The 20,964-nt window shown below is 34.6% G+C and carries 19 protein-coding genes; 7 read left to right on the forward strand and 12 right to left on the reverse strand.

Translation table 11 applies throughout. The features are described 5' to 3' along the window. Positions 1-62: 62 nt before the first annotated feature. From YW9_RS0108975 to YW9_RS0108990, 4 genes are all read left to right on the forward strand, one after another. A complete protein-coding gene (locus tag YW9_RS0108975) occupies positions 63-563 on the forward strand; it encodes a hypothetical protein (RefSeq protein ID WP_018279834.1) in 501 nt (166 codons plus the stop codon). Then, positions 564-992 carry a hypothetical protein gene (locus tag YW9_RS0108980; RefSeq protein ID WP_018279835.1) on the forward strand — a complete coding sequence of 143 codons (429 nt, stop codon included), beginning with the start codon at positions 564-566 and terminating at the stop codon, positions 990-992. Positions 993-1,014: 22 nt separating this feature from the next. Next, the gene (locus YW9_RS0108985) at positions 1,015-1,575 is read left to right on the forward strand and encodes a hypothetical protein (protein WP_026193930.1); all 561 of its coding nucleotides are present in this window, start codon (positions 1,015-1,017) and stop codon (positions 1,573-1,575) included. 300 nt (positions 1,576-1,875) lie between these two features. Then, positions 1,876-4,332: a M1 family metallopeptidase gene (locus tag YW9_RS0108990; RefSeq protein WP_018279837.1), complete on the forward strand. Its 2,457-nt coding sequence runs from the start codon at positions 1,876-1,878 to the stop codon at positions 4,330-4,332. On the opposite strand, the gene YW9_RS0108995 is transcribed toward YW9_RS0108990, so the two are convergent. The 3 genes from YW9_RS0108995 to YW9_RS0109005 all read right to left on the reverse strand — a co-directional run bounded on the left by YW9_RS0108995 (position 4,306) and on the right by YW9_RS0109005 (position 7,041). After that, on the reverse strand, positions 4,306-4,575 hold the full coding sequence (locus YW9_RS0108995; RefSeq protein WP_018279838.1) for a hypothetical protein: 270 nt from the start codon (positions 4,573-4,575) through the stop codon (positions 4,306-4,308). The genes YW9_RS0108990 and YW9_RS0108995 overlap by 27 nt on opposite strands. A gap of 100 nt (positions 4,576-4,675) precedes the next feature. Beyond that, positions 4,676-5,443 carry a HincII family type II restriction endonuclease gene (locus YW9_RS0109000; protein ID WP_018279839.1) on the reverse strand — a complete coding sequence of 256 codons (768 nt, stop codon included), beginning with the start codon at positions 5,441-5,443 and terminating at the stop codon, positions 4,676-4,678. Continuing rightward, the gene (locus tag YW9_RS0109005; RefSeq protein WP_026193931.1) at positions 5,443-7,041 is read right to left on the reverse strand and encodes an Eco57I restriction-modification methylase domain-containing protein; all 1,599 of its coding nucleotides are present in this window, start codon (positions 7,039-7,041) and stop codon (positions 5,443-5,445) included. The genes YW9_RS0109000 and YW9_RS0109005 overlap by 1 nt, the downstream gene beginning before the upstream one ends. A 356-nt stretch (positions 7,042-7,397) precedes the next feature. Here YW9_RS0109005 and YW9_RS0109010 point away from each other — a divergent pair, with 356 nt between their 5' ends. Continuing rightward, on the forward strand, positions 7,398-9,461 hold the full coding sequence (locus tag YW9_RS0109010; RefSeq protein ID WP_018279841.1) for a family 20 glycosylhydrolase: 2,064 nt from the start codon (positions 7,398-7,400) through the stop codon (positions 9,459-9,461). A gap of 1 nt (position 9,462) precedes the next feature. Here YW9_RS0109010 and YW9_RS0109015 read toward each other — a convergent pair whose 3' ends face one another. From YW9_RS0109015 to YW9_RS0109055, 9 genes are all read right to left on the reverse strand, one after another. After that, positions 9,463-9,924, reverse strand: coding sequence for a hypothetical protein (locus YW9_RS0109015; RefSeq protein WP_018279842.1), 462 nt, complete (start codon positions 9,922-9,924; stop codon positions 9,463-9,465). An 8-nt stretch (positions 9,925-9,932) separates the two neighbouring features. Further along, positions 9,933-10,499 carry an aminoacyl-tRNA hydrolase gene (gene pth / locus YW9_RS0109020; RefSeq protein WP_018279843.1) on the reverse strand — a complete coding sequence of 189 codons (567 nt, stop codon included), beginning with the start codon at positions 10,497-10,499 and terminating at the stop codon, positions 9,933-9,935. A 61-nt stretch (positions 10,500-10,560) separates the two neighbouring features. Then, positions 10,561-11,574, reverse strand: coding sequence for a LacI family DNA-binding transcriptional regulator (locus YW9_RS0109025; protein ID WP_018279844.1), 1,014 nt, complete (start codon positions 11,572-11,574; stop codon positions 10,561-10,563). Between the two features lie 110 nt (positions 11,575-11,684). After that, positions 11,685-12,986: a hypothetical protein gene (locus YW9_RS0109030; protein ID WP_018279845.1), complete on the reverse strand. Its 1,302-nt coding sequence runs from the start codon at positions 12,984-12,986 to the stop codon at positions 11,685-11,687. A 21-nt stretch (positions 12,987-13,007) separates the two neighbouring features. Continuing rightward, positions 13,008-13,478: a hypothetical protein gene (locus tag YW9_RS0109035; protein ID WP_018279846.1), complete on the reverse strand. Its 471-nt coding sequence runs from the start codon at positions 13,476-13,478 to the stop codon at positions 13,008-13,010. Positions 13,479-13,823: 345 nt separating this feature from the next. Beyond that, positions 13,824-14,330: a hypothetical protein gene (locus YW9_RS0109040; protein ID WP_018279847.1), complete on the reverse strand. Its 507-nt coding sequence runs from the start codon at positions 14,328-14,330 to the stop codon at positions 13,824-13,826. Between the two features lie 44 nt (positions 14,331-14,374). Beyond that, on the reverse strand, positions 14,375-15,076 hold the full coding sequence (locus tag YW9_RS0109045; protein WP_018279848.1) for a DUF4198 domain-containing protein: 702 nt from the start codon (positions 15,074-15,076) through the stop codon (positions 14,375-14,377). A 30-nt stretch (positions 15,077-15,106) separates the two neighbouring features. After that, positions 15,107-17,554 (reverse strand): TonB-dependent receptor, encoded by a 2,448-nt coding sequence (locus tag YW9_RS0109050; protein ID WP_155848761.1) that lies wholly within the window; start codon positions 17,552-17,554, stop codon positions 15,107-15,109. Between the two features lie 16 nt (positions 17,555-17,570). After that, the gene (locus tag YW9_RS0109055) at positions 17,571-18,476 is read right to left on the reverse strand and encodes a DUF6607 family protein (RefSeq protein ID WP_026193933.1); all 906 of its coding nucleotides are present in this window, start codon (positions 18,474-18,476) and stop codon (positions 17,571-17,573) included. A gap of 288 nt (positions 18,477-18,764) precedes the next feature. Here YW9_RS0109055 and YW9_RS0109060 point away from each other — a divergent pair, with 288 nt between their 5' ends. Then, positions 18,765-19,439: a YceI family protein gene (locus tag YW9_RS0109060; RefSeq protein WP_018279851.1), complete on the forward strand. Its 675-nt coding sequence runs from the start codon at positions 18,765-18,767 to the stop codon at positions 19,437-19,439. A 118-nt stretch (positions 19,440-19,557) separates the two neighbouring features. Next, complete coding sequence (locus YW9_RS0109065) at positions 19,558-20,808, forward strand: hemolysin family protein (RefSeq protein WP_018279852.1); 1,251 nt, start codon at positions 19,558-19,560, stop codon at positions 20,806-20,808. The last annotated feature ends 156 nt before the right edge of the window (positions 20,809-20,964 follow it).

Genomic DNA, 20,964 nt, shown 5'->3' on the forward strand with positions numbered 1-20,964 from the left:
TTACCCAAAGGTAATTGCCGTCGTTTTTAGTTATCATAATTTTGCCTCTAAAAAGGAAAAATATGGAAACTAAAGACAAAATTTTTATTACCATTGCTCTATTTATGACAATCATAGGTTTTTCATTAAGCTTAGGAAGCATATTCTCTTTTATAGCAATGAATGTAGTAGCCCCTCAACCACTTTTGCCCGATGATTTTGTTATTTGGCAGCGATACTTTATTACTTCCATTATGAATTATGTAACAGTTCCGGCTATGGTTTTGTTCTTATTAGGAAACGGATTATTCGTTTTTCTGAAAGGCACCAAAAAGAAGACAATTACATTATTCCTTTTATCGGTAATAATATGTATCAATGGACTATTTTTTATTGTCCCTACTGCCTATAAAGCAAATACTTATACTATCCATAAAAATTATTTGGAACAACATTGGAATGCCTATTTGATAGAGAAAAGTCTGGAGGATACTTTGGGAGGAATCAATATGTTACTTCTGCTTGTTTATCTTTTCATTGTTATATATTTCGCAATTAATAACAATTTAAAAAATATGAAATAAATGGTACGAAATTACTTTTATCTAATCGTTGGTTTTATATGTTTGCTATCAGCTTTTACACATACAATAGGTGGTTTAAGTTCTGTATTTCCCAATTTAACAACATCAATAATCGAACCTAATACAAAGGTTATTTTTACTTACATTTGGCACATCATTGCTGGTGAAAATATTGTATTTGGGATTGTCTTACTTATTTTAGCTCTAAACAAAAATGTAGTAAATGATAAATTAACAGTTTGGCTCATAATGGCTGTGTTAATAGTACGCTGGGTAATTATAATTATTACTTATTTTATACTCTCAAACAATATCAGTGATATAACAATACTAATTCCTGAAAGTATTGTAATGTGGGGATTAATTATCTTATTATGGTTTGGACTAAAAAAGAAAAGCAAAATTATAAGCAATAAAAATGTTTTATAACCAATATAAAAACCACATCATTATGGCACAATCAAACAACAACATCGTAACCCACGGATTAAGTGGAAAAGTGGGAGATATTTTAGTCTTCTCGCAACGAAACGGGAAAACCATTGTTTCCAAAGCTCCCAAACGCAAAGCAGAATTTTCAGACAAACAAAAAGAGCATCATCAAAAATTCCAAAAAGCGGTCATTTACGCCAAAGGAGCATTGCAAAACCCTACCACCAAACAAATGTATGATGAGGCAGCCGCCAAAAAAGAAGGCTTAAATAGCTACAACATCGCCGTTGCCGACCTGATGAACGCCCCAAAAATTGAACAAATTGACCTTTCAGCATATACAGGGCAGGTGGGCGACCTTATCAAAATCAAGGCTTATGATGATTTTGCAGTAAAAGCAGTAACCGTTGAAATTCAAAATTCCGAAGGAACATTAGTAGAAAAAGGAAACGCTATTGACAATGGTTTGGAATGGATTTACACCACAACAGTCAACAATCCCAATCTTTCAGGCGATAAAATTATCGTCCGTGCTACTGATAACCCTGACAACCTAACTGAAAAAGAAGTCCAGCTATAAATTTTTCAAACTACAAAAGAGATAGAGAAACGATAGAGACAGGATAGAGCCATAACCAAAAGATACACCAAAAAACGCCCTTACCAAGGAGCGTTTTTCTTTTTTAAACAATTCACACAAAATCAAATATTTTTAGGATTTAGTATAATTATAATAGGTACAAACACTTCTTCCCTGCTCAACAAGAAAAATTTCGTGTCAGTCTCAGCGAAGTTGAAGACTTTTATCTCAGTAATTTTAAATCCAAAAATCGTATCTCACTTCAAAAAACCTTGTATTTTTGCACCAAAAAAGGATAATATGAAATACATACTTCTTGCCATTGCTTTATGGGGTGGAACTTGCCTCTACGCCCAAACCGATACTTCGGGGAGAACCCTTCACCGAGCGACTCCCGAAATGAAAACCAAACTCCAACATACCAAACTCAAAGTAGGCTTTAACTTTGAGAATCAAACCCTAAATGGTGAGGAATGGCTCACGGCTTCGCCTTATTTTTATGCCACCGATAGCCTGATTTTAGATGCCAAGTCGATGCTCATCCACGAGGTAAAACTCAATGACCAACCGCTGAAATATGCCTATGAAAACGATTTTCTGAAAATAAAATTGGATAAAATCTATCAGAAAAACGAAAACTACACCGTGTACATTCGCTATACGGCACAGCCTGAAAAAGTCATTGAAAAAGAGGGGGCAAGAAGTGATGCAAAAGGCTTGTATTTCATCAATCCGAAAGGAGAAATTCCTGATGTGCCTACCCAAATTTGGACGCAGGGCGAAACCGAATCTTCATCGTGCTGGTTTCCTACCATCGACAAGCCCAACCAAAAAACCACACAGGAAATTTATATGACCGTTCCCGATAAATTCGTGACCCTATCCAACGGGATTTTAAAATCTTCCGTAAAAGAAGCCAATGACCTACGCACAGACCATTGGGTGATGGATAAACCTCACGCTCCGTACCTCTTCTTTATGGGCGTGGGCGATTTCGCCGTAGTAAAAGACACCCCGTGGCGAGGCACTATTCCCGTGGATTATTATGTGGAAAAAGAATACGAATCGGTGGCAAAAAAAATCTTTGGTCACACGGCGGAAATGATGGAGTTTTACTCTAAAAAATTCGGATATGATTTCCCTTGGCAAAAATACGCACAAATGGTAGTTCGCGATTTTGTGGCAGGAGCAATGGAAAATACCACAGCGGTAAGTCACGCCGAGTCTGCTCATCAGCCGAGCGAAGTTTTGGCAGACGAAAACTATTGGGAAGCCATTATCGCTCACGAAATGGGGCATCATTGGTTTGGCGATTTGGTAACCACCGAAAGTTGGGCAAACCTCACCATCAATGAATCTTTTGCCAATTATTCCGAATATCTTTGGTACGAATACAAATACGGAAAAGATGCCGCCGACTATCACCTCAACAATAAAGTGGGACAATACCGCCACCGCTCAACAGATTTTCTGAAAAATTTGGTGCGTTTTGGCTACAACGACAAGGAAGATATGTTTGATTTGGTTTCGTACAACAAAGGCGGTGCGGTTCTGCATATGCTTCGCGATTATTTGGGCGATGAGGCTTTTTTTCAAGGGATTACAGACTTCCTAAAAACTTATGAATTCGGCACAGGAGAAGCCCATCAGCTAAGACTTTCCTTTGAAAAAGTTAGTGGAAAAGACCTCAATTGGTTTTTCAATCAGTGGTTTTTCTCTCACGGGCATCCTTTCGTGGCTGTCGAAAAAAATTACGATGCAAAAACGCAAAAAGTTCATTTGAAAATCATTCAAAATCAGGAAGAAGACATCTTTTTTGAGTTTCCTTTGGAAGTGGATATCTATGAAAACGGGAATTACCACCGACACCAAGTTTGGGTAAAAGCTCAAAAGGAAAACGAATTTTATTTCTCGACGAAGAAAAATCCTAATTTGGTGAATGTCAATCCGAGAGGTGTTCTTATTTGGGTGGAAGCATCGTACAAAACCCCTGCTGAATACGCCTTTCAGTACCAACACGCCAAAGATTTCAAAAGCAGATGGCAAGCAGTAGAATTTGCGGAAGAAAATCAAGATAATCCATTGCTAATGAAGGTGATAAAAGACCCTTTCTATCAAGTTCGAATTAAAGCCTTGAATGCTTTGGCAGGTCAGAAATTGAGCAAAAAAGAATTTGCAGAGATAGAAAAAATTGCCAAAACCGACCCTAAAAATTTGGTAAAATCGGCAGCAATGTGGACTTTGGCAGCGACCCAAAACCGAAAATATTTACCCGTTTTCGAAAACGCTTTGGGCGTACATTCGGCAGCCATACAAAATGCAGCACTCAACGGCATCGGCAAAATAGACCCTACACGAGCTAAAAACTTCCTACTAAAATCCGCTCCCGAAAATTTCACTTCAGACCAATTGGTTTGGGTATTTTCCGTAATCGTGGACAACAAAATGGAGAAATATTTACCGAAAGTGCTTCCGTACATCATTTATTATCCGTTCATAGAAAAGGACAACCCGAAACAAGCTGAAATTTTCCGCAAGGGCTACCTATGGGCAATGAGTTTAGACGATAAGGCTTTGGTAGAAATCATCGCCAAATCTTTCAGAGCAGCGGCTCCGTATTCCGACAAAGGTTCAGAAGCCAACAAAGCCACCATCAGAGTTCTAGACGAGGGCATCGCCGCCAAACGAAAACTCCCCCCAACCGCCTCCCTGCAACAACAAATACAGTTATTAGAAGAAGTAAAAGCCTTGTTTTAATCGGGGAAATTCTTTGTATTGAGGGGATTTATTTCGTTTGTCTAAATCGTTGTTTATAAAAGGTTTCACCTGTTTGTAATTATCCGAAAATTGTTTTTCAAAAATATTTGTACACCTCTCAAAATCTGATTTTTCAAGCCAATTTTTTGCGTTGATATGCTCCAAAGCTCCGTGTTTTATCCACTCAAAAACTACCAAAAGCGAAAAATCATACCCCTGATAATAGGTGCTTTTATTTTCCATAAATTCATTTTAAAATTATGGAGCAAAAGTAAAAGGTCTTGGAAACAAAAAAGTTGCGGAATGGCAATTAATTAGTTAAAGATCAGTTTTTTGGTTAAATTTACACTGTATACTTTTCAAATGGCTTCGCATATTTCTCAATCATATACTTTGAACGTTTATAAACTTGATTTACAAAATGTTTAAGATATTTTTTAGTCCATTCTTCAAGTGTTCCTTCAAAACTTTGGTCTAAATTACATATATAAAACTGAATTTGCATAGCAGCCGCCCAGTTAATGTATAAATTTTCTGGAACAGACTTAAATAAATTGATAAAATGGGCATCCTTGCATACCAATTTGTCTCCTTCTAAAAGCCAATCTACCTCAAAATAATTAATAGATAATTTATCAAATTCTTTATTATCAATCATTATAGCACAAAGCTGTGCCAATTTGAAAGCTGAAATAATATTAGGAGGTTGAGCAGTTTTTGATAGATTTCTTGTCTTTATATCAATTATTTCATAAAAATCGTCTTTTACTACAAGTATATCAGCTGTGTCATCTTGCTTTTCATCAAAAGGATTTTCCAACGACCACCTTTTTGTTGCTTCTTTCCCTCTACTCAATAAAAATAAAATACTCGGTGAATTAAATAATGCCATTCTTGCCTCAACCCCAATAGTTTCTGCATTTTTACTGTATAAGTCATTCAAATATTCATATTGCCTAAAAGTGTTATTAGGCAATTGTTTCTTTATTTCGTTGTAAACGTGTTTATCGAAAGGCTCTCCTGCTGAATGTCCTGACAATGTACCTGAAAGAGGTTTAGGAACATATGTTCCCTTAATATTTTTTATCAATTCTAAATAACTAACATTCATTATTTTACAAACAATAGATTATTAAATGATTCATTGATTAAATTAAGTAACAACTCATTTGGTTTTTTTAGGTAGTTTCTAACATTTTCCGAAATAAAATTATGTATTTCAACCTCTTTTTCATTTGACCAATCAATTGCCTTAAACGGAATACTTGATATTGGTTTTTCAGAAAACTCTACAATATTACCTTTAATTATTCCGTTAGATTTCAACCAATCGAAAACAATTGGAGTATTTAAGTATGCCAAAATATATTCAATACTCTCATTTATATTTGGTTTCCTAAAAATAGCTGTTACATCTTGTGTGGGAAAAATATCTTTGTCCACCAAAGCAAATCGAAAATAATTCTTATTGGAAATACGTTCTTTGCAAGGAACAAAAATTCGTTCTTCTTGTTTTTTAAATAGGTTGAAGTTTCGTAAAAACACCCATTCCCAATAATTTATTTTTCTATTGTATTGGTATCTTTTTTCTAATTGGGATTTATATTTTTGAAAGTGAAGATAGAAGTTAGGGTATTTTTTTATAAATTCTGATTCCTCTAATTCCTCCTCTATGTATATATATATTGTAATATCATTTGCAACATAAGGATTTATGTTTTTAGCTTTTACTACATTGATTGTAGCTTGGGTTTCTTCTTTCGTTAAAGGACAACCACTAACCTGAAAGGCTTTGTCTAAACCACTAACCAGACCATTGCCAATATCACAAAAATCTCCAATGGTGTGAAACTCTTGCTTATTCTCATCAAACAAACTCAGAAGTGTACTTTGATTCTTTTTTAAACAATTATTTTCTAAAAGTTCTAATTTTCTTTTGAGTTTTTCGGGTTGTAAAATCCATCTTTCATTAAATTTGAATTGATGAACATCAAAGTAATATACATCTTCGAATTTTTTTTTATTTTTTAAATTTTCTAATATCTCGCTACTTAACTTCTTGTTGGAATGATATTTAGATACTTGTATTTTTTCTTTTTTAATACAGCTTTTTACATACTTAAATATTACAGTAGACACAGTGGCTTTGTCAAAAATTGGAGTTTCATTAAAATGATAAATTTCCTCAAAATACCCATTTTGAACCATATAATTTCGTAATGAAACTGAATGAGTCGTATTCATCCAATATTCGGGACAAATAAAAATTAGTTGCCCTTTTTCATTCAATAACTCTATGGATTTAAGAATAAAAATATAAAGATAATCACAAAGTGAATTAAAATACTTATTCCAAGTTTCATTTTTTAGAAGCTCTTGTTTTAATTCTTCTTCAAGGTTTTTCCAACGAATGTAAGGAGGATTACCAATTATTAAATCAAATTTTTCATCTATTTTTGCAGAAATAAAACTTTCATATCTTACAAAATCAAAATCTTTTGACAGTTCTTTATCTATTTCAAATGCTGATAGATTATGATATCCTTTTTCTTTTAGTAAGTTTAGAAAAACACCTTCTCCACAAGAAGGTTCTAAAATTTTTGATTCTTTAGGAATATTCGCTAAATCAATCATAAAATTAGCTACCACTTCTGGTGTGAAGTACTGCCCAAATTTATTTTTTGTACTCTGTTTAGCGGGAATATTCATTTTTAGATCATTCAATGATTTTAGTGTCTTATAGTTTCTTCTTGCAAAACTACGAAAAAATTCATTCACTTATCACTTCGCCATTTATTTCTCACCCTACTCATCGAGTATTTACTCATACCAAGCATCGAGGCAGTTCGCAACTAAGGCTTGTATATAATCGATAAATTTTTCCATTTTTATAATCTATGAAATTGAGGTTTCAGCAAAAGTAAAGTGTTTTTGTTACATACTGAAATATTTAATTTCTTGATTCCTAAAAGAAAACACTTGAACAACAAATCTAATTGATTCTTGCTTCTGTAGTAACAATTTATTAACTTTGTGGCTCATCAACCGAAACCGAAAAATGTCTTATGAAACTACAAAAAATATTATTGATTTTTAGCTTGTTAGTAGCCATAAGTTTAAAGGCTCAAACCAATTCGGCTCCGCAAGTAATCCCTTCAATTCAGCAATGGGAAGGAAAAACAGGGTATTTTACTTTTTCTGAAAATACACCACTTGTAGTAGATAAAAATTTCCCACAATTAGAAAGTTATATTTCTGTATTTTCCAACGACTTACAAAGCCTCTACAATTTTAAAGCAGCAGTAACACTTGCCCAAGCAAAATCCCAATCCGTTTTCTTTACGTTGAGTAGCGAAACAGCAATCCCTGAAGAAGGTTACCGCATCAATATCGATGAAAATATTATTATAACTGCTTCAAGCACAAAAGGTATCTTCTGGGCAACTCGAACACTTTTGCAGATGCTCGAAAATGGCGGAAATCGCATTCCAAAAGGGATAATTAATGATTTTCCGATGTATTCTCATCGCGGATTTATGCTCGATGTTGGGCGTAAATTTTTCACTATTGATTATCTGAGAGATTACATCAAAATTCTGTCGTACTACAAAATCAACGAATTCCAAATTCACCTGAATGACAATGGCTTCAAGGTTTTTTATAATGATGATTGGGACAAAACTTATTCGGCTTTTCGTCTGCAAAGTGATGTTTTCCCAGGACTTGCTGCCAAAGACGGACATTATACCAAAGATGAATTTCGCGATTTGCAAAAAATGGGAATGCTTTACGGCGTTAATGTAATTCCTGAAATCGACGTACCTGCTCATTCACTGGCTTTTACGCATTACAAACCTGAAATAGGAAGTGACAAATACGGAAAAGACCATTTGGATTTGTATCATCCTGAAACCTACAAGTTTGTCGATGCTCTTTATGCTGAATATTTGAGTGGAGAAAATCCTGTTTTTGTGGGTGCAGATGTTCATATCGGGACGGACGAATACGACAAAGGCGAATCGGAAAAATATCGTGAATTTACCGACAGATACCTCAAATACATTCAAAAATTAGGCAAAAACGTGCGTATGTGGGGCGGATTGCGTTGGCTTAAAGGTGAAACACCCGTACATTCGGAAAACGTAGTAGTAAATGCTTGGTCGTACGACTGGGTTGACCCCGAACTTTCGCTCAAAGAGGGCTACAAACTCATTTCCACCTGCGATACGTGGCTTTATATTGTACCTGCAGCGGGATATTATCGTGATTTTCTTGATGAAAAATGGCTTTATGAAGAATGGACTCCCGAAAAAGTTAATCGGAAAGAAACGCTTCCAGAAGGAACAAAAGGGCTTCTTGGCGGAATGTTTGCCGTATGGAATGACCACTGCGGTAATGGCATCAGTCAGCAAGATGTGCATATTCGCACCCTTCCTGCGGTAAAAGTATTGTCAGAGAAAATGTGGAAACGAAACACTTCAGCCAATTTCGATACTTTCAAAAAACTTTCCGACCGAATGGGAGAAGCTCCACAGGTTAATTTAAGCGGAAAAGTGACTTCCAAAACTAATTTGGTGATGCATTATGCCCTCAACAGCAAGAAAGAAAAAGATTTGTCCGAAAACGGATATAACGAACTACAACGAAATAAAATCGGCATAAGCAAGAAAGATAACTCTTTAGTTTTCAAATCAGAAGAAAGTTTTATCAAGACACCTATTTTAGAAATTGGATACGATTATCGTGTAGATTTTAATCTATTTTTGAACCCAGAAACAATTGATGATGCAATTCTTTTTGAAGGAAGAGACAGCAAAGTTATTATAAAAAAAGAAGACAATCAGTTCCAAATAGGTTTCAGTCGCGACGGATATACTTACTATTTTGCAGAAAAATTCGATTTTGAAAAATGGTATGAACTCGGAATTTCAGGCGATTACAAAGGAACATCACTTTACGTCAATGGCAAACAATCCGAACGATTAGAGGGCAAAACACATAGCACTAACAATGGGAAAAATAAAATTTACATTCAGCAAACGCTTGTTTTTCCATTGCAATACATCGGAAGTTCAAACCAAAAAAGCTTTCAAGGAAAAATTAAAAACCTGAAAGTTATCAAGTTATAACTTACAGATTAATTCCTCCATAGCGGACAAAACTTCCTAAAATAACCATTATCATTCCCAAAGTAGTTACGGAGATGATATGAAATGCCATTTCAGGTAATTTTTTGATATTACCTTTACGCAATTGTGGTAATACACGAGTTTGAGCACTTATGGCAAAGCAGATTGATATTAGCAAACAGGTGATTTTTAGTGATACGACTGTTTCTATGGAAGACGAAAATGAAAACCAAGTTCCAATCCCCGAACCGAAATTGTAAGCCATTAAAATTCCTGTAATAACCAATAACAAAAGAGAAGGCATACCAATAGGTTCGTATGTTTTTTCAAATTTTTGGATATAGCTGAAATCATTGTTTTTCAAAGCTTTGGGTAAAAATCCAATAACAAGTATCAAATGCCCTCCTACCCAAATAGTTGCCGCAAGAAGATGAATTATAAGATAAATATGATGTAAAGCCATGGTATAGATTACTTGTTATTAAAACTATTCATCGTGATGTTAATTCCTGCCAAGCCAAAGGAAAGTACTGCTTCAGCACTTTTTTCCAAACGTTCAGTAAGTAGTTTTTCCTCATCTTCAGTCCATTGCCCTAATACATAATCAACCTGTTTCCCTTTGGCAAAATCATTACTTATTCCAAAACGAAAACGCGCGTATGTTGTAGTTCCAAGCTGTAACTGAATGTCTTTAAGCCCATTATGTCCGCCATCACTTCCTTTAGATTTGATACGAATTGTTCCAAAAGCTAAATTCAAATCGTCAGTGACAACCAACAAATTTTCAACAGGAATTTTTTCTTTTTCCAACCAATAACGAACCGCCTTCCCGCTGAGGTTCATATATGTAGAAGGTTTTAATAATATGAATGTACGTCCTTTATGTTTTAACTCAGCTACGTCGCCCAACTTTTGTGTAGTAAATGTAACATTGTGTTTTTCTGCCAAATGGTCAACTACTTTAAAACCAATATTATGACGTGTATTTCTGTATTCTAACCCAATATTTCCTAATCCTGCTATTAGATATTTCTTCATTTGCTATAAACTCCAAAAAATAAATGATTCTGAAAGTATACTCAGAATATTTATACGCTTATTATTTTGTTGATTCTCTGACTACTAATGAGGTTTTTATAATTTCTGTCCGATAATTACGCTCCTTATCCTTACTCTCAGTTCTTTCTATGAGAAGCTCTGCAGCTTTTTTGCCAATCTCTATTCCGTGTTGGTCAATTGCTGTAAGTTTGGGATATGAATTTTTTGCTAAAAATCCATCTGCAAAGGTAACAATTCCCAGCTCTTCAGGTATTTTAATTTTTCTATCGTGAGCTTGTCGTAAAGCTTTTACGGCTAAAAATTCATTGCTACACAACAGAGCATCAAACTGATGTGCATCAAAAAAATTAGAAATTACTTCATCGGAATGAATATCCTCAATGGCTAAAATGAGGTTCTCATCAACTTGTATGTTTGCATCTTGTAGTGCATTTTTATATCCTTGTGTACGCAAATTCCCGACGCTAATGTAATCGGGAACGGTTAATATTCCTATACGATGATATCCGCTATTTATCAAGTGATTAACAGCCTTATACGATGCCATTGCGTCATCTACAATTACTTTGTCACAATAAATATCCTGAGCCACACGGTCAATCAAAACCAACGAAATTTCCTGATTGAGAACTTCACGCAAATGTCGGTAGTCTTTCTTCTGTTGTGTTTCTTTGGAGAGAGCCACAATAAATCCATCTACACCTGTCTGTACCAAAGTTTCAATATTTTTTACTTCTTGTTCGAGCAATTCGTTTGAAAAACAAGCTACAATTTTGTATCCCTTCTCATTTGTTACGCTTTCAATACCTTTTACCACCATCGAAAAAAAATCGTGTGCAATTTCGGGAATAACAATGGCAATTGTTTTGGATTTTTTACTTTTCAGACTTAATGCAATACTATTGGGTCTGTAATCGTGCAACTCCACCAATGCCCTAACACGTTGTTTGGTTTCTTCACTAATTTCACTGCTATTGTTAATCGCCTTAGAAACAGTCGATACACTCACATCCAACTCTTTTGCAATATCCTTTATGGTGATTTTCCTTTTCATAAGGGGAACTTAATCTTTCTTGAGAATTATTCCGTAAAACTATAACTTTTTTTTGAAAAAGCAAAAAGACCACCGAAAAGAGTGGTCTTTTTTAATATACAATCAATATTTTAGAAAACTCCTAAATAAAAAGCATCTCCAGCAATTTTAAGAGTTGCCCCTTTGGTAAATGCTGTTGGTGAGGTACTCTTCGGGTCGAAAATATAGATATTACCATCTTTATTTAGAGGTGCAAGTGTCATATAAAACTTACCATCTTTGCCTAATTTTGCACTCTGATTTGGAGCAAGCCATAAATCTTCCAATCCTAAATCCATTTTTATGGCTGTTTTTGCTTTCAAATCCACACGGGCTACTCCCCAATACTTATTGTTTTTACCCCAGCTTGTTCCTTTGGTAGCATCATAAAAGTTTATGTATGCAATACCATCACCTGCATAGAACATACCCGATGCCCCCACTTTGTCCATTCCTAAGGCTTTTGCCAAATCGAAGTTGTAAGTATCATCATACTTGCCATCAGTTATTTTTAAGATTTTAGTTTCATTGGTGCTATTGTGATACACACTTCCATCATAAGTGAAATAGCAAGGGGTACGATAGCCATACGCCTCTCCGTTTGCTATCCCTGAATAAATGAATTTAGGATTTTCCAATGACGGATAATCCAATACCAGCGTTGAGGTTTTATAGGTTTGTTCTTCAATATTTTGAGCCCCATCATACCCCATTTTAGCTACCCCAATATATACTTTGTTACCAAGCACTACTGGAGAATCTACTCGCCAAACGTGTAAATTAGGTAATGAGGTATCCTCATCATCAGAAAAGGTAATTACAGGAGCTTTTTTAATTACATAATCTGGTAGTGTAACACTTGCAATATGTAACTTTACACTTGTATTGTTGTAAGTACCATCTGCATTATTAATGGGCTTGACTTCTACTGTGTAAGCTAACGCCAATTGGTCACTTACTTTCCTCCAACGAGCATTTTCAGAACCTAAAATACCTTTTAAGTCTTTCATTTGATTGGTATGCTCCTGATAATAGGGATGTTTTTGTCCGATATAAGAAAATTTCTTAATCGTTCCTGCTTGATATTGCAAACTGTAAAGGTCTTTACCATCAGTGGAGGTATAAACTCGGTCAGTACGTGATTCCGAAATCTTAAATCCTTCTGAGAACTCAATCGTTCCTTTGCTTAAATCCGTGAAAGGAAGCATCACGGCACTTGAAGTTGAACCCACACCTCCTGAACCTACACCATAAACCACGTGGAACACCTCTTCCACATTGTTAGTGGGTGGTTGCGGATGTTCATTACTATCCTTTTTGCAACTTGTTGCCAACAATCCTGCCCCAACAACTGCTAAGGCTATCATTTTTGATGTTAAATTTCTGTTTTTCATTATTTGATTATTTAGTTATTTTTATTCTTCTATAGCTATTTTCTGTTTAGAAACCAATCGGTTTACGGATAAAAAACCTTGTCTACTAAGTCGAAAATCGGTGAAATTTAATATATCTGAAAGCAAATAGATTCCTTTTTTATGAAATACAAGTGCTAATTTATCTGACAAAATGTAACGGTCTTTGTCTTTATTATATATAAAAGTTATTCTTCCTAAAGATTCTAACTTGTTTCCATTCAAAACAATATGGACTATAGAAGAATCTTCTTTCCATCTATACGGAAATTCAACCATTATCTTTTCAGGTATATTTTTTGCAACTTCCTGAATATGTACTTTCTTATCATTTTCATCCAATAGTGTAGAGGAGAAAGATAAAGATATTTCTATCATCTCTTCCACTTTATAAATGTTTTTCTGTGGGGTATAAATAACTTCATTTCCAGTTGTTAAATAACCTACTGGGCGTGGTGGTATTACTGATTCCAACTCTTCACACGAAACGAGTAAAACACTTAGTATTAGCAAAATTCTTTTCATAATTAATATCCATAAGCATTAAATAATTTCTTTTATATTTTTGATTCTTGGAGGTATATACCTTTTTCATCATAAATCTATTTTTTGAAATTATACAATATTGCCCAATCATTTACAGCCTCTTTTAAAAATCGTATTACCCATTAGACAAGGATTTGTGGGTCATCGTTTATCATCTGCAAGTGCTTACCGATGTATCCTCACACTTCATTTTTAATTACCTATGGGTGGTAAGGCATCACCTAAAAGCCTTTTCAAAGTACCTTTGGGTAGTTACCTAAATCCTATTGTTCATTATGGAGTATCAGTAGGAGCTTCAGGAGCATTTTTAGGTGCTGCATTGGTTGCCTGACGAGATTGATAGTGTGTTTTCAGGTCACTATAGATAGCCGTCATTCCAGGAGCATTTTGCATCGACAGATATTTCACATAACGATAGTAGGATACCGAAGCATTGAAATTATCAAAATCAAGCAATGTTTTCATATCCGAAAATATGGTTTGTAAAACAGCAATACGCTTCATAATTGGGTCAATCTGAGTACGTGCCTGATAATCTTTATCAAACTCTGCTTTATCCAACGTAGGTGGCAAGGTTTGCGGATTAAGTTCCATATATGCTTTGCACTTATCCACTAACAGCTTGTTGCGGTCAGCAATACGCCCATACTGCTGACGCTCATCGGGTGTAAGGTTTACGCTCTTGTCTTTCATCACTTGCTCAATAGCTGTGAGTGCATCGTTAATTTTCTTCAACTCTTCGGAAGAAAATTCTACTGAGATTACATTGTCTAAAGCCATATTTTCCTGTTTTAATAGTTTATATTTTTATAGATTTCCTTTCTTTATCGTACCTTAATCAAATAATTGATGGTTTGATAATTCACTTTGTACGATTTTCCGTTGTGGTCGCCCTCTTCTTTGTTTGACCACGAAAACTCAAGCAGATAATTTCCTTTCCAAAGCGGATTGAATTTAATTCTTCCGTTGCTATCGGTACGATATGCCATTGCCCAACCATTTTCGGAAGTGATACTAACACGCTCTTTCCCAGCAACATTACCTTCTTTGAGCATTTTAAAAATCTTTGTTCCGTTTGTTTTTACTGCCGAAGTATCAAAAGAAAGCTGCAAGGGCAATTCTCCCAAGGTAAGTTCTGAGCTTTCTTTCGTGCCGACACTTACAAACGCCACCGACTGATAGGTAATTTTCATTTCCTTAAATACATCTTTTACCAAGTGCTTTACCGAAAGCGTGTAGATGCCTTTTTCAGAAGGAATGAACGATGCTAAATAATGACTTTCTTTTTGAGTTTTGCTCAAAATTTCTTTTTTCCCTGAAGGATATACGAGCAATAGCTCCAAATCTTTAATATCTGAAAACCATTTTTCAGTAAAGGTAGGACTATCAGGCTCTCCGAAGAAAACTTTTACTTGATGGGGTTTGTTCAATTTTCCGTTAGCATCGGTTTCTATCCATACGGTGTGAGCGTATGTCGTTAAGCAACCTATTAAAAATAGTAGTATGTTTAAAAGCTGTTTTTTCATTATTATTTTAGTTTTTGGTGATTCACTTTTTTAGAATACAGAAAATGTTAGTTTCCCAAAGATAGAACGCCCTGGTTTTTGTAGTGCGTAATTATCAAATACTTGGGTGTCAAAAATATTTTTGGCGTTAAATGCTAATGTCCATTTTTGGTTTGGAAAGGTGTATGTAATCCCTACATCGTGCAAAGGTTGTGCTGGAATGATAATTTTATTTGCCGAACCCAATCCTTCCCAATCACGGAAAAATTCGTGTGTGTAATTAAAATTATAATTCATTGCCAAACGTGCTTTTTTCTGGATTAAATTGGTAAAAACATATTCAGCATTGAAATTTCCTGTGAAATATGGGGCATTACGCAAACGGCTTTTGTAATAAAAATATTCAATACCATACTCGTCATACTGCAAATTGAAACGTGCATCGAAATATGAAGCAACTACATTAACGAAAAATTTTTTGTTCCAATTATATCGTAATTCTGCATCAACACCTTTGCTTAACACTTTACCTAAATTTTCAAATTGATAAAAATCAGATGTATTTCGAGGAACACCACGCTGAATCAAGTCGCGAATATCACGTACAAAAAAGTTTGCTTCACCACCTAATTCATTCTTTCCGAAAATAAAATTTCCTATGTTGAAGCCTAAGTTAAAATTTCGGCTATTTTCAGGACGAAGAGATGTATTGGGATCGATATTTTCACTCGTATTACCCAATATTTCTGTAATACTAGGAAGTCGAATGGCTCGTTCTGCTGAAGCTGAAATCATTATTTTAGGAGTTACAGCATAGGAGACAGTTGCCCCATAACCATCATCTTCCATCTTACGGTCGTGTTTTGTGGTTTTTACCTCGTATCCCATAGGTACGCGCTTAATGGTATATTCCGTTAGGCGAACATTTTGTTGATATTTCTTATAAAAAAGACTAACTTTCAACTTTTTATCAAAGAAGTTTCCGTCATAGTTAAATGAGGCTATCTGTTTGTTATAACGTCGTTTATCCATTGCATCACGAGCTTCTTTGGATTCTAATGAGTCGTCAATTTCACGTGTAAAATGGTTCAAGAAATAACTTACTCCCACATTGTGCTGTTCGTTAATATGATAATGAATGTTAGAGCGATTTGCTATATTTTGCTCATTGTTATTAGCAAGGGTAGCTCTACCAGCTTCCCCTCCTCCTTTTGACCATTTTGCGTTATCAATTCCGTTAAAAGCCTTAGCTATTTGTCCTGTCCAATTGTACATATCAGCAATTGTATCAATTACTTGCCGATTGGTTTTTGAATATGTGGTAAAAGCACTTACATCTAACCCTTTTAGGAATAAATCATTCTTTTTGTATTGCAAACTTCCCATACCACTATTGTACTTCGTTGTTCGGTTTCCATAAACAACTTCCATCGTGGCACCTGTCTGTATGTCTTTGTCTGTTTCCGAAAACATAAACCCAAGCAGGAATTCGTCTGCCCATTTTTTGCGTGTAAAACCAAAGTTCGATTTGATACCTGATGAATAATATCTATCGTGAAAACGTTTGGCTTTAATGTAAGAAATACTTCCTGTGGTATTATCTGTAATATACACATTATCACCCCATACTTTGTAATTGTTATCGGTATAATTATAAAAGGAAGACAAATTTGCTGTAAATCCTGACTTTTTATCACGATAGGTAGCATTTAAGTCCCATTGATGCGTATTGAACGACCCGTACGAATACGATGTGGTAAGTGAATTATTCATTTCTTTTTTCAAGACGACATTAATTCCTCCGCCCAAAGCATCTTCGGAGAGTTCAGATGGCAAAACCCCTTTATAAACCTCAATACGTTCAATCATTGAGGGAGGAATACTGCTAAGTGAAAACGAACGTCCGTAATTACGAATCGGAATGCCATCAATGAAAATACGAACTGAATTTCCTGATAACCCATTCAAATTGAAGGAAATATCCGAACCCATTCCTGCCGACTGACGGATTTTAATCCCCGCCGAACGCCCCAAAAGCTCTGTAGTTTGAATATTTTGCAACAATGCTTCTTTAGTATCAATAACGTTCATTGCATAACCTTGCTCTTTGGCTCGTTTGCCCTTGCTACTTCCTGAAACTGCTACTTCGCTAAGTGAAATACCCTCGTTATTTTTTAATCTTATAGTAATTTGCTGATGTTTTTTTGTAAAGTGGACTTTGGTTTTAACACTTTCATTACCAAAAGTTTTTACTTCAATTTCATAATTTTTTCCTATGGATAAATCCTCTATTTTAAAAATTCCTTGCTCATTGGTATAGGTATGCTTATTAATACTTTTAATAAAAATAGTAACCATATCCGCAGGTGTTCCATCGGTATAAGTTACTCTACCAGAGAGCGTTCCCTTACGTGGTGCTTGTTGAGCATATAGTCCTGCAAAAGAAAACATTAAATAAGAAAATAAAAGAATTAAAAAACGTAATTGAATATTTTTCATAGCGAATGTATAACAACTATTTATTGATACTTATGTAAGCATCCATTATGGCATCGATTTGTTCTTGGGTTTTATATTTTTCTTCATTTAAAAGGTGTTCGTACAGAGTTTTTCCCTCTATTTTTTCCTGTACTTTGAGATTTCCTTTTTGCTCAAAAGCCTTCTCCCAACGATTGCGAACTAAAGCCCATTTTTCTTTATTTTCTTGCCAGAATTCTTGAGCCGCCTTACATTTTTCATCAGCTACTTTTTTGTAAGTATTGTAGCCTCGTTCTTGTGCAATGACCAAATCGTCTTTATCATCTCGACGTAAAACTTTATCGTTATCTTGCTGGTGCAACCAACCGTAATTGGTGATTTCGTGTCGGTTACGTCTTAAAAGCACGTTATAATCGTTTCGGATTTCTTGTTCGCGTCGTGGCATTGGGGCATCTGCTTCACTTTCCCAAAAACTTTTGCCGTCCACGTGAACCCAAGTAGCGGTTTGTTCGTAACGTGGGCTGTCATCTACTTGATAGACTTTTTGTGTCCATTGTCCTTTCACTGCCGATTTGGGTAAGGAATAACTACTCCACTCATTGTCTTTTATATATTTTAGAAGGTCAGTGTTTTGATAAATCCAATCTTGTCGCCAATGCTTGATAACGTGCTGTTTATCTCTTTTTCCCACTACAAGCAAATGTTGCAAAACGAGTTTCTTTTTGTTGTCCTCTATAAGTTCTACCCATTCCAAAGCTTTGGAACGACTTGATTTTGAGGGTACATACGTAGAATCAGCACCATACTGAAAGGTTTCTGCATACCGAAAGGTTACCTCGTAGCAACCACACATACTTTTTATGGCTTTAATATCTTTCTTGTTTTGGGCTTTGGCTTCTCCTAAAAAGGAAATCATACATAAAACAACAAATAATCTTTTCATATCTTCCGAATATTAAGTATTTTAGACTAAACTCGGGGCAAATATAGTGCTTTATTTTTATTTAGAATACATATAAATAATAATTTTAGAAAAAGTATTATTTGTAAACTACGAAATCTATACACAAAACATATAATAAATTGTAAATAAGCCTCATAGGCTACTTTAAAAGAACAAAAGACAAACGTAAGTAATAATTCAATCTCTTTATTTAACATTTATTTAACTCATTGTTTTGAATTAATACTATAGTTTTGCGAATTATTAATTAATAAACTCTGTTTACTTATGAAGAAAATTGTATTAAGTGCAGTAGTAATCGCTGCTATTACATTAACAAGTTGCAAAAACACTAATAACCAACAAAATTCTGCAAATGAGAATGTTGCAACAGAACAAATGACTTCTACTGAAATGAAAGAAGAAGCTGGAAAGTTCGACTACACAGTTGCACCTTCTTCTGTTGTTGAGTGGGTTGGTTCAAAACCAGTAGGAAAACACAATGGTACTGTAAATGTTACTGGAGGTGGTGTTAGCGTTAAAGATCAATCAATTACTAAAGGAGAATTTGTAATTGATATGAATACAATCGCTGTTTTGGATTTGGCATCTGGTGATGGAAAAGAAGATTTGGAAAATCACTTGAAAGGAACTGGAAAAGAAGATGCTGAAGACCACTTCTTTAACGTGAAAAAATTCCCTACAGCTACATTTGTATTCAAATCATTTGATGGTACAAATATGGTAGGAGATTTGACTATCAAAGGGGTAACAAAAGAAGTTTCTTTCCCAGCTACAGTTACAGTTACAGATGCTGAAGTAAATATCGTATCAAACTCTTTCAAAATCAATCGTGTAGATTTCGGAGTTAACTACGCTTCAAAATCAGTTTTTGATGATTTGAAAGACAAATTCATTAACGACGAAATGGAACTTGTTGTTAAAGTGAAAGCTACAAAATAATCAATATTGATAATTTTAAATCTAAGGAGTGAGAAGCTATTTTTTCACTCCTTAGTTTTTTTATATATTTGCGTCAACTTTTCTGAACAATTAAAAACTGATTGTTCCGTTTGCTATTATGGACACATTTTCTATTGCTATTATAATCATAACTCTCATTTTGTCTGCTTTTTTTTCAGGATTTGAAATTGCATACGTATCTTCCAATAAAGTGCATATTGAAATCCAGAAGAAACAAGGTGGATTTATGGCTAACATTTTAACCAAAATTACACGAAAGCCTTCAAAACTTATTGCTACAGTTCTGGTAGGTAATAACATAGCTTTAGTTATATATGGTTTTGAAATGGGAAAAATAATGACAAATGTGCTACCTCCCTTTTTCCAAAACGTTGTATGGCATACCATAATCTCCACACTAATCATTCTTATAACTGCAGAGTTTATGCCAAAGGTATTTTTCCAAATCTATGCAAATCAACTATTGAAAATATTGGCAGTTCCTGCATATTTTTTCTATTGGCTATTCTCTCCTATTTCCAATTTTATCATTTGGATTTCTGATTTTATCCTTAAAATATTTTTCAAAACCAAAGGAGATAACGTTCCGCTATCATTCACAAAGGTAGAATTAGGCGACTATATTTCCGAACAAATGGAAAACGCATCAAAAAAAGAAGATGTTGATGCTGAAATACAAATTTTTCAGAATGCTTTGGAGTTTTCGAGTGTGAAAGCACGTGATATTATGGTTCCTCGAACTGAAATTATCGCTGTGGAAATCAACGAGAAACCGGAGGAATTAATCCACTCTTTCGTTTCTTCTGGATTTTCTAAAATACTGGTTTACAACGAAAATATTGACGACATTGTAGGATATGTACACACTTTTGATATGTTCAAAAAACCAAAAGATATCAAAAGTATTTTAATCCCGATTCCTTATATTCCTGAAACTATGCTCATTCACGAGGTGTTAAATATGCTCACTCGCAAACGAAAAAGTATGGCTGTGGTACTTGATGAATACGGCGGAACATCGGGAATGCTAACTTTGGAAGACATTGTAGAAGAACTTTTTGGGGAAATCGAAGACGAGCACGATAAAGATGATTTCGTGGAGGAAAAAATTTCAGATACAGAATACGTTTTTTCAGCTCGGTTAGAAGTAGATTATATCAATGAGACCTATAATTTGAATCTGCCCGAAAGTGAGGAATACGAAACTCTCGGCGGATTGATAGTTTCTTCCAACGAAGGAATCCCTTCACAAGGAGAAATTGTATCAATTCCTTCTTTCAACTTTTTTATTGAAGAATGTTCTGAAACAAAAATCGAAAGGGTAAAATTATTTGTAATCAATAGTTAATATTTTTAATTCATTCCTTCCATAAAGTAGAAAAAATTCATACTTCTGAGTTCAAATTTCAAACGATTTTTTAATCGTACATATTTAATCCGTTTTAAATCAAATCTATTTTCTAAAAAATCCTTATTTTTGCAGTTTAAAAAATAGGTTAATTAT

Source organism: Capnocytophaga cynodegmi DSM 19736, from assembly GCF_000379185.1.
Classification (GTDB): domain Bacteria; phylum Bacteroidota; class Bacteroidia; order Flavobacteriales; family Flavobacteriaceae; genus Capnocytophaga; species Capnocytophaga cynodegmi.

Excerpts from the sequence above, each read along its gene's own strand:
- YW9_RS0109005 (WP_026193931.1), bottom strand. The coding sequence starts at position 7,041 with ATGAATATTCCCGCTAAACAGAGTACAAAAAATAAATTTGGGCAGTAC.
- YW9_RS0108985 (WP_026193930.1), top strand. The coding sequence starts at position 1,015 with ATGGCACAATCAAACAACAACATCGTAACCCACGGATTAAGTGGAAAA.
- YW9_RS0108980 (WP_018279835.1), top strand. The coding sequence starts at position 564 with ATGGTACGAAATTACTTTTATCTAATCGTTGGTTTTATATGTTTGCTA.
- YW9_RS0109040 (WP_018279847.1), bottom strand. The coding sequence starts at position 14,330 with ATGGCTTTAGACAATGTAATCTCAGTAGAATTTTCTTCCGAAGAGTTG.
- YW9_RS0109045 (WP_018279848.1), bottom strand. The coding sequence starts at position 15,076 with ATGAAAAAACAGCTTTTAAACATACTACTATTTTTAATAGGTTGCTTA.
- YW9_RS0109050 (WP_155848761.1), bottom strand. The coding sequence starts at position 17,554 with ATGAAAAATATTCAATTACGTTTTTTAATTCTTTTATTTTCTTATTTA.
- YW9_RS0108975 (WP_018279834.1), top strand. The coding sequence starts at position 63 with ATGGAAACTAAAGACAAAATTTTTATTACCATTGCTCTATTTATGACA.
- pth (WP_018279843.1), bottom strand. The coding sequence starts at position 10,499 with ATGAAGAAATATCTAATAGCAGGATTAGGAAATATTGGGTTAGAATAC.
- YW9_RS0109025 (WP_018279844.1), bottom strand. The coding sequence starts at position 11,574 with ATGAAAAGGAAAATCACCATAAAGGATATTGCAAAAGAGTTGGATGTG.
- YW9_RS0109055 (WP_026193933.1), bottom strand. The coding sequence starts at position 18,476 with ATGAAAAGATTATTTGTTGTTTTATGTATGATTTCCTTTTTAGGAGAA.
- YW9_RS0108990 (WP_018279837.1), top strand. The coding sequence starts at position 1,876 with ATGAAATACATACTTCTTGCCATTGCTTTATGGGGTGGAACTTGCCTC.
- YW9_RS0109000 (WP_018279839.1), bottom strand. The coding sequence starts at position 5,443 with ATGAATGTTAGTTATTTAGAATTGATAAAAAATATTAAGGGAACATAT.
- YW9_RS0109015 (WP_018279842.1), bottom strand. The coding sequence starts at position 9,924 with ATGGCTTTACATCATATTTATCTTATAATTCATCTTCTTGCGGCAACT.
- YW9_RS0109065 (WP_018279852.1), top strand. The coding sequence starts at position 19,558 with ATGGACACATTTTCTATTGCTATTATAATCATAACTCTCATTTTGTCT.
- YW9_RS0109060 (WP_018279851.1), top strand. The coding sequence starts at position 18,765 with ATGAAGAAAATTGTATTAAGTGCAGTAGTAATCGCTGCTATTACATTA.
- YW9_RS0109030 (WP_018279845.1), bottom strand. The coding sequence starts at position 12,986 with ATGAAAAACAGAAATTTAACATCAAAAATGATAGCCTTAGCAGTTGTT.
- YW9_RS0109010 (WP_018279841.1), top strand. The coding sequence starts at position 7,398 with ATGAAACTACAAAAAATATTATTGATTTTTAGCTTGTTAGTAGCCATA.
- YW9_RS0108995 (WP_018279838.1), bottom strand. The coding sequence starts at position 4,575 with ATGGAAAATAAAAGCACCTATTATCAGGGGTATGATTTTTCGCTTTTG.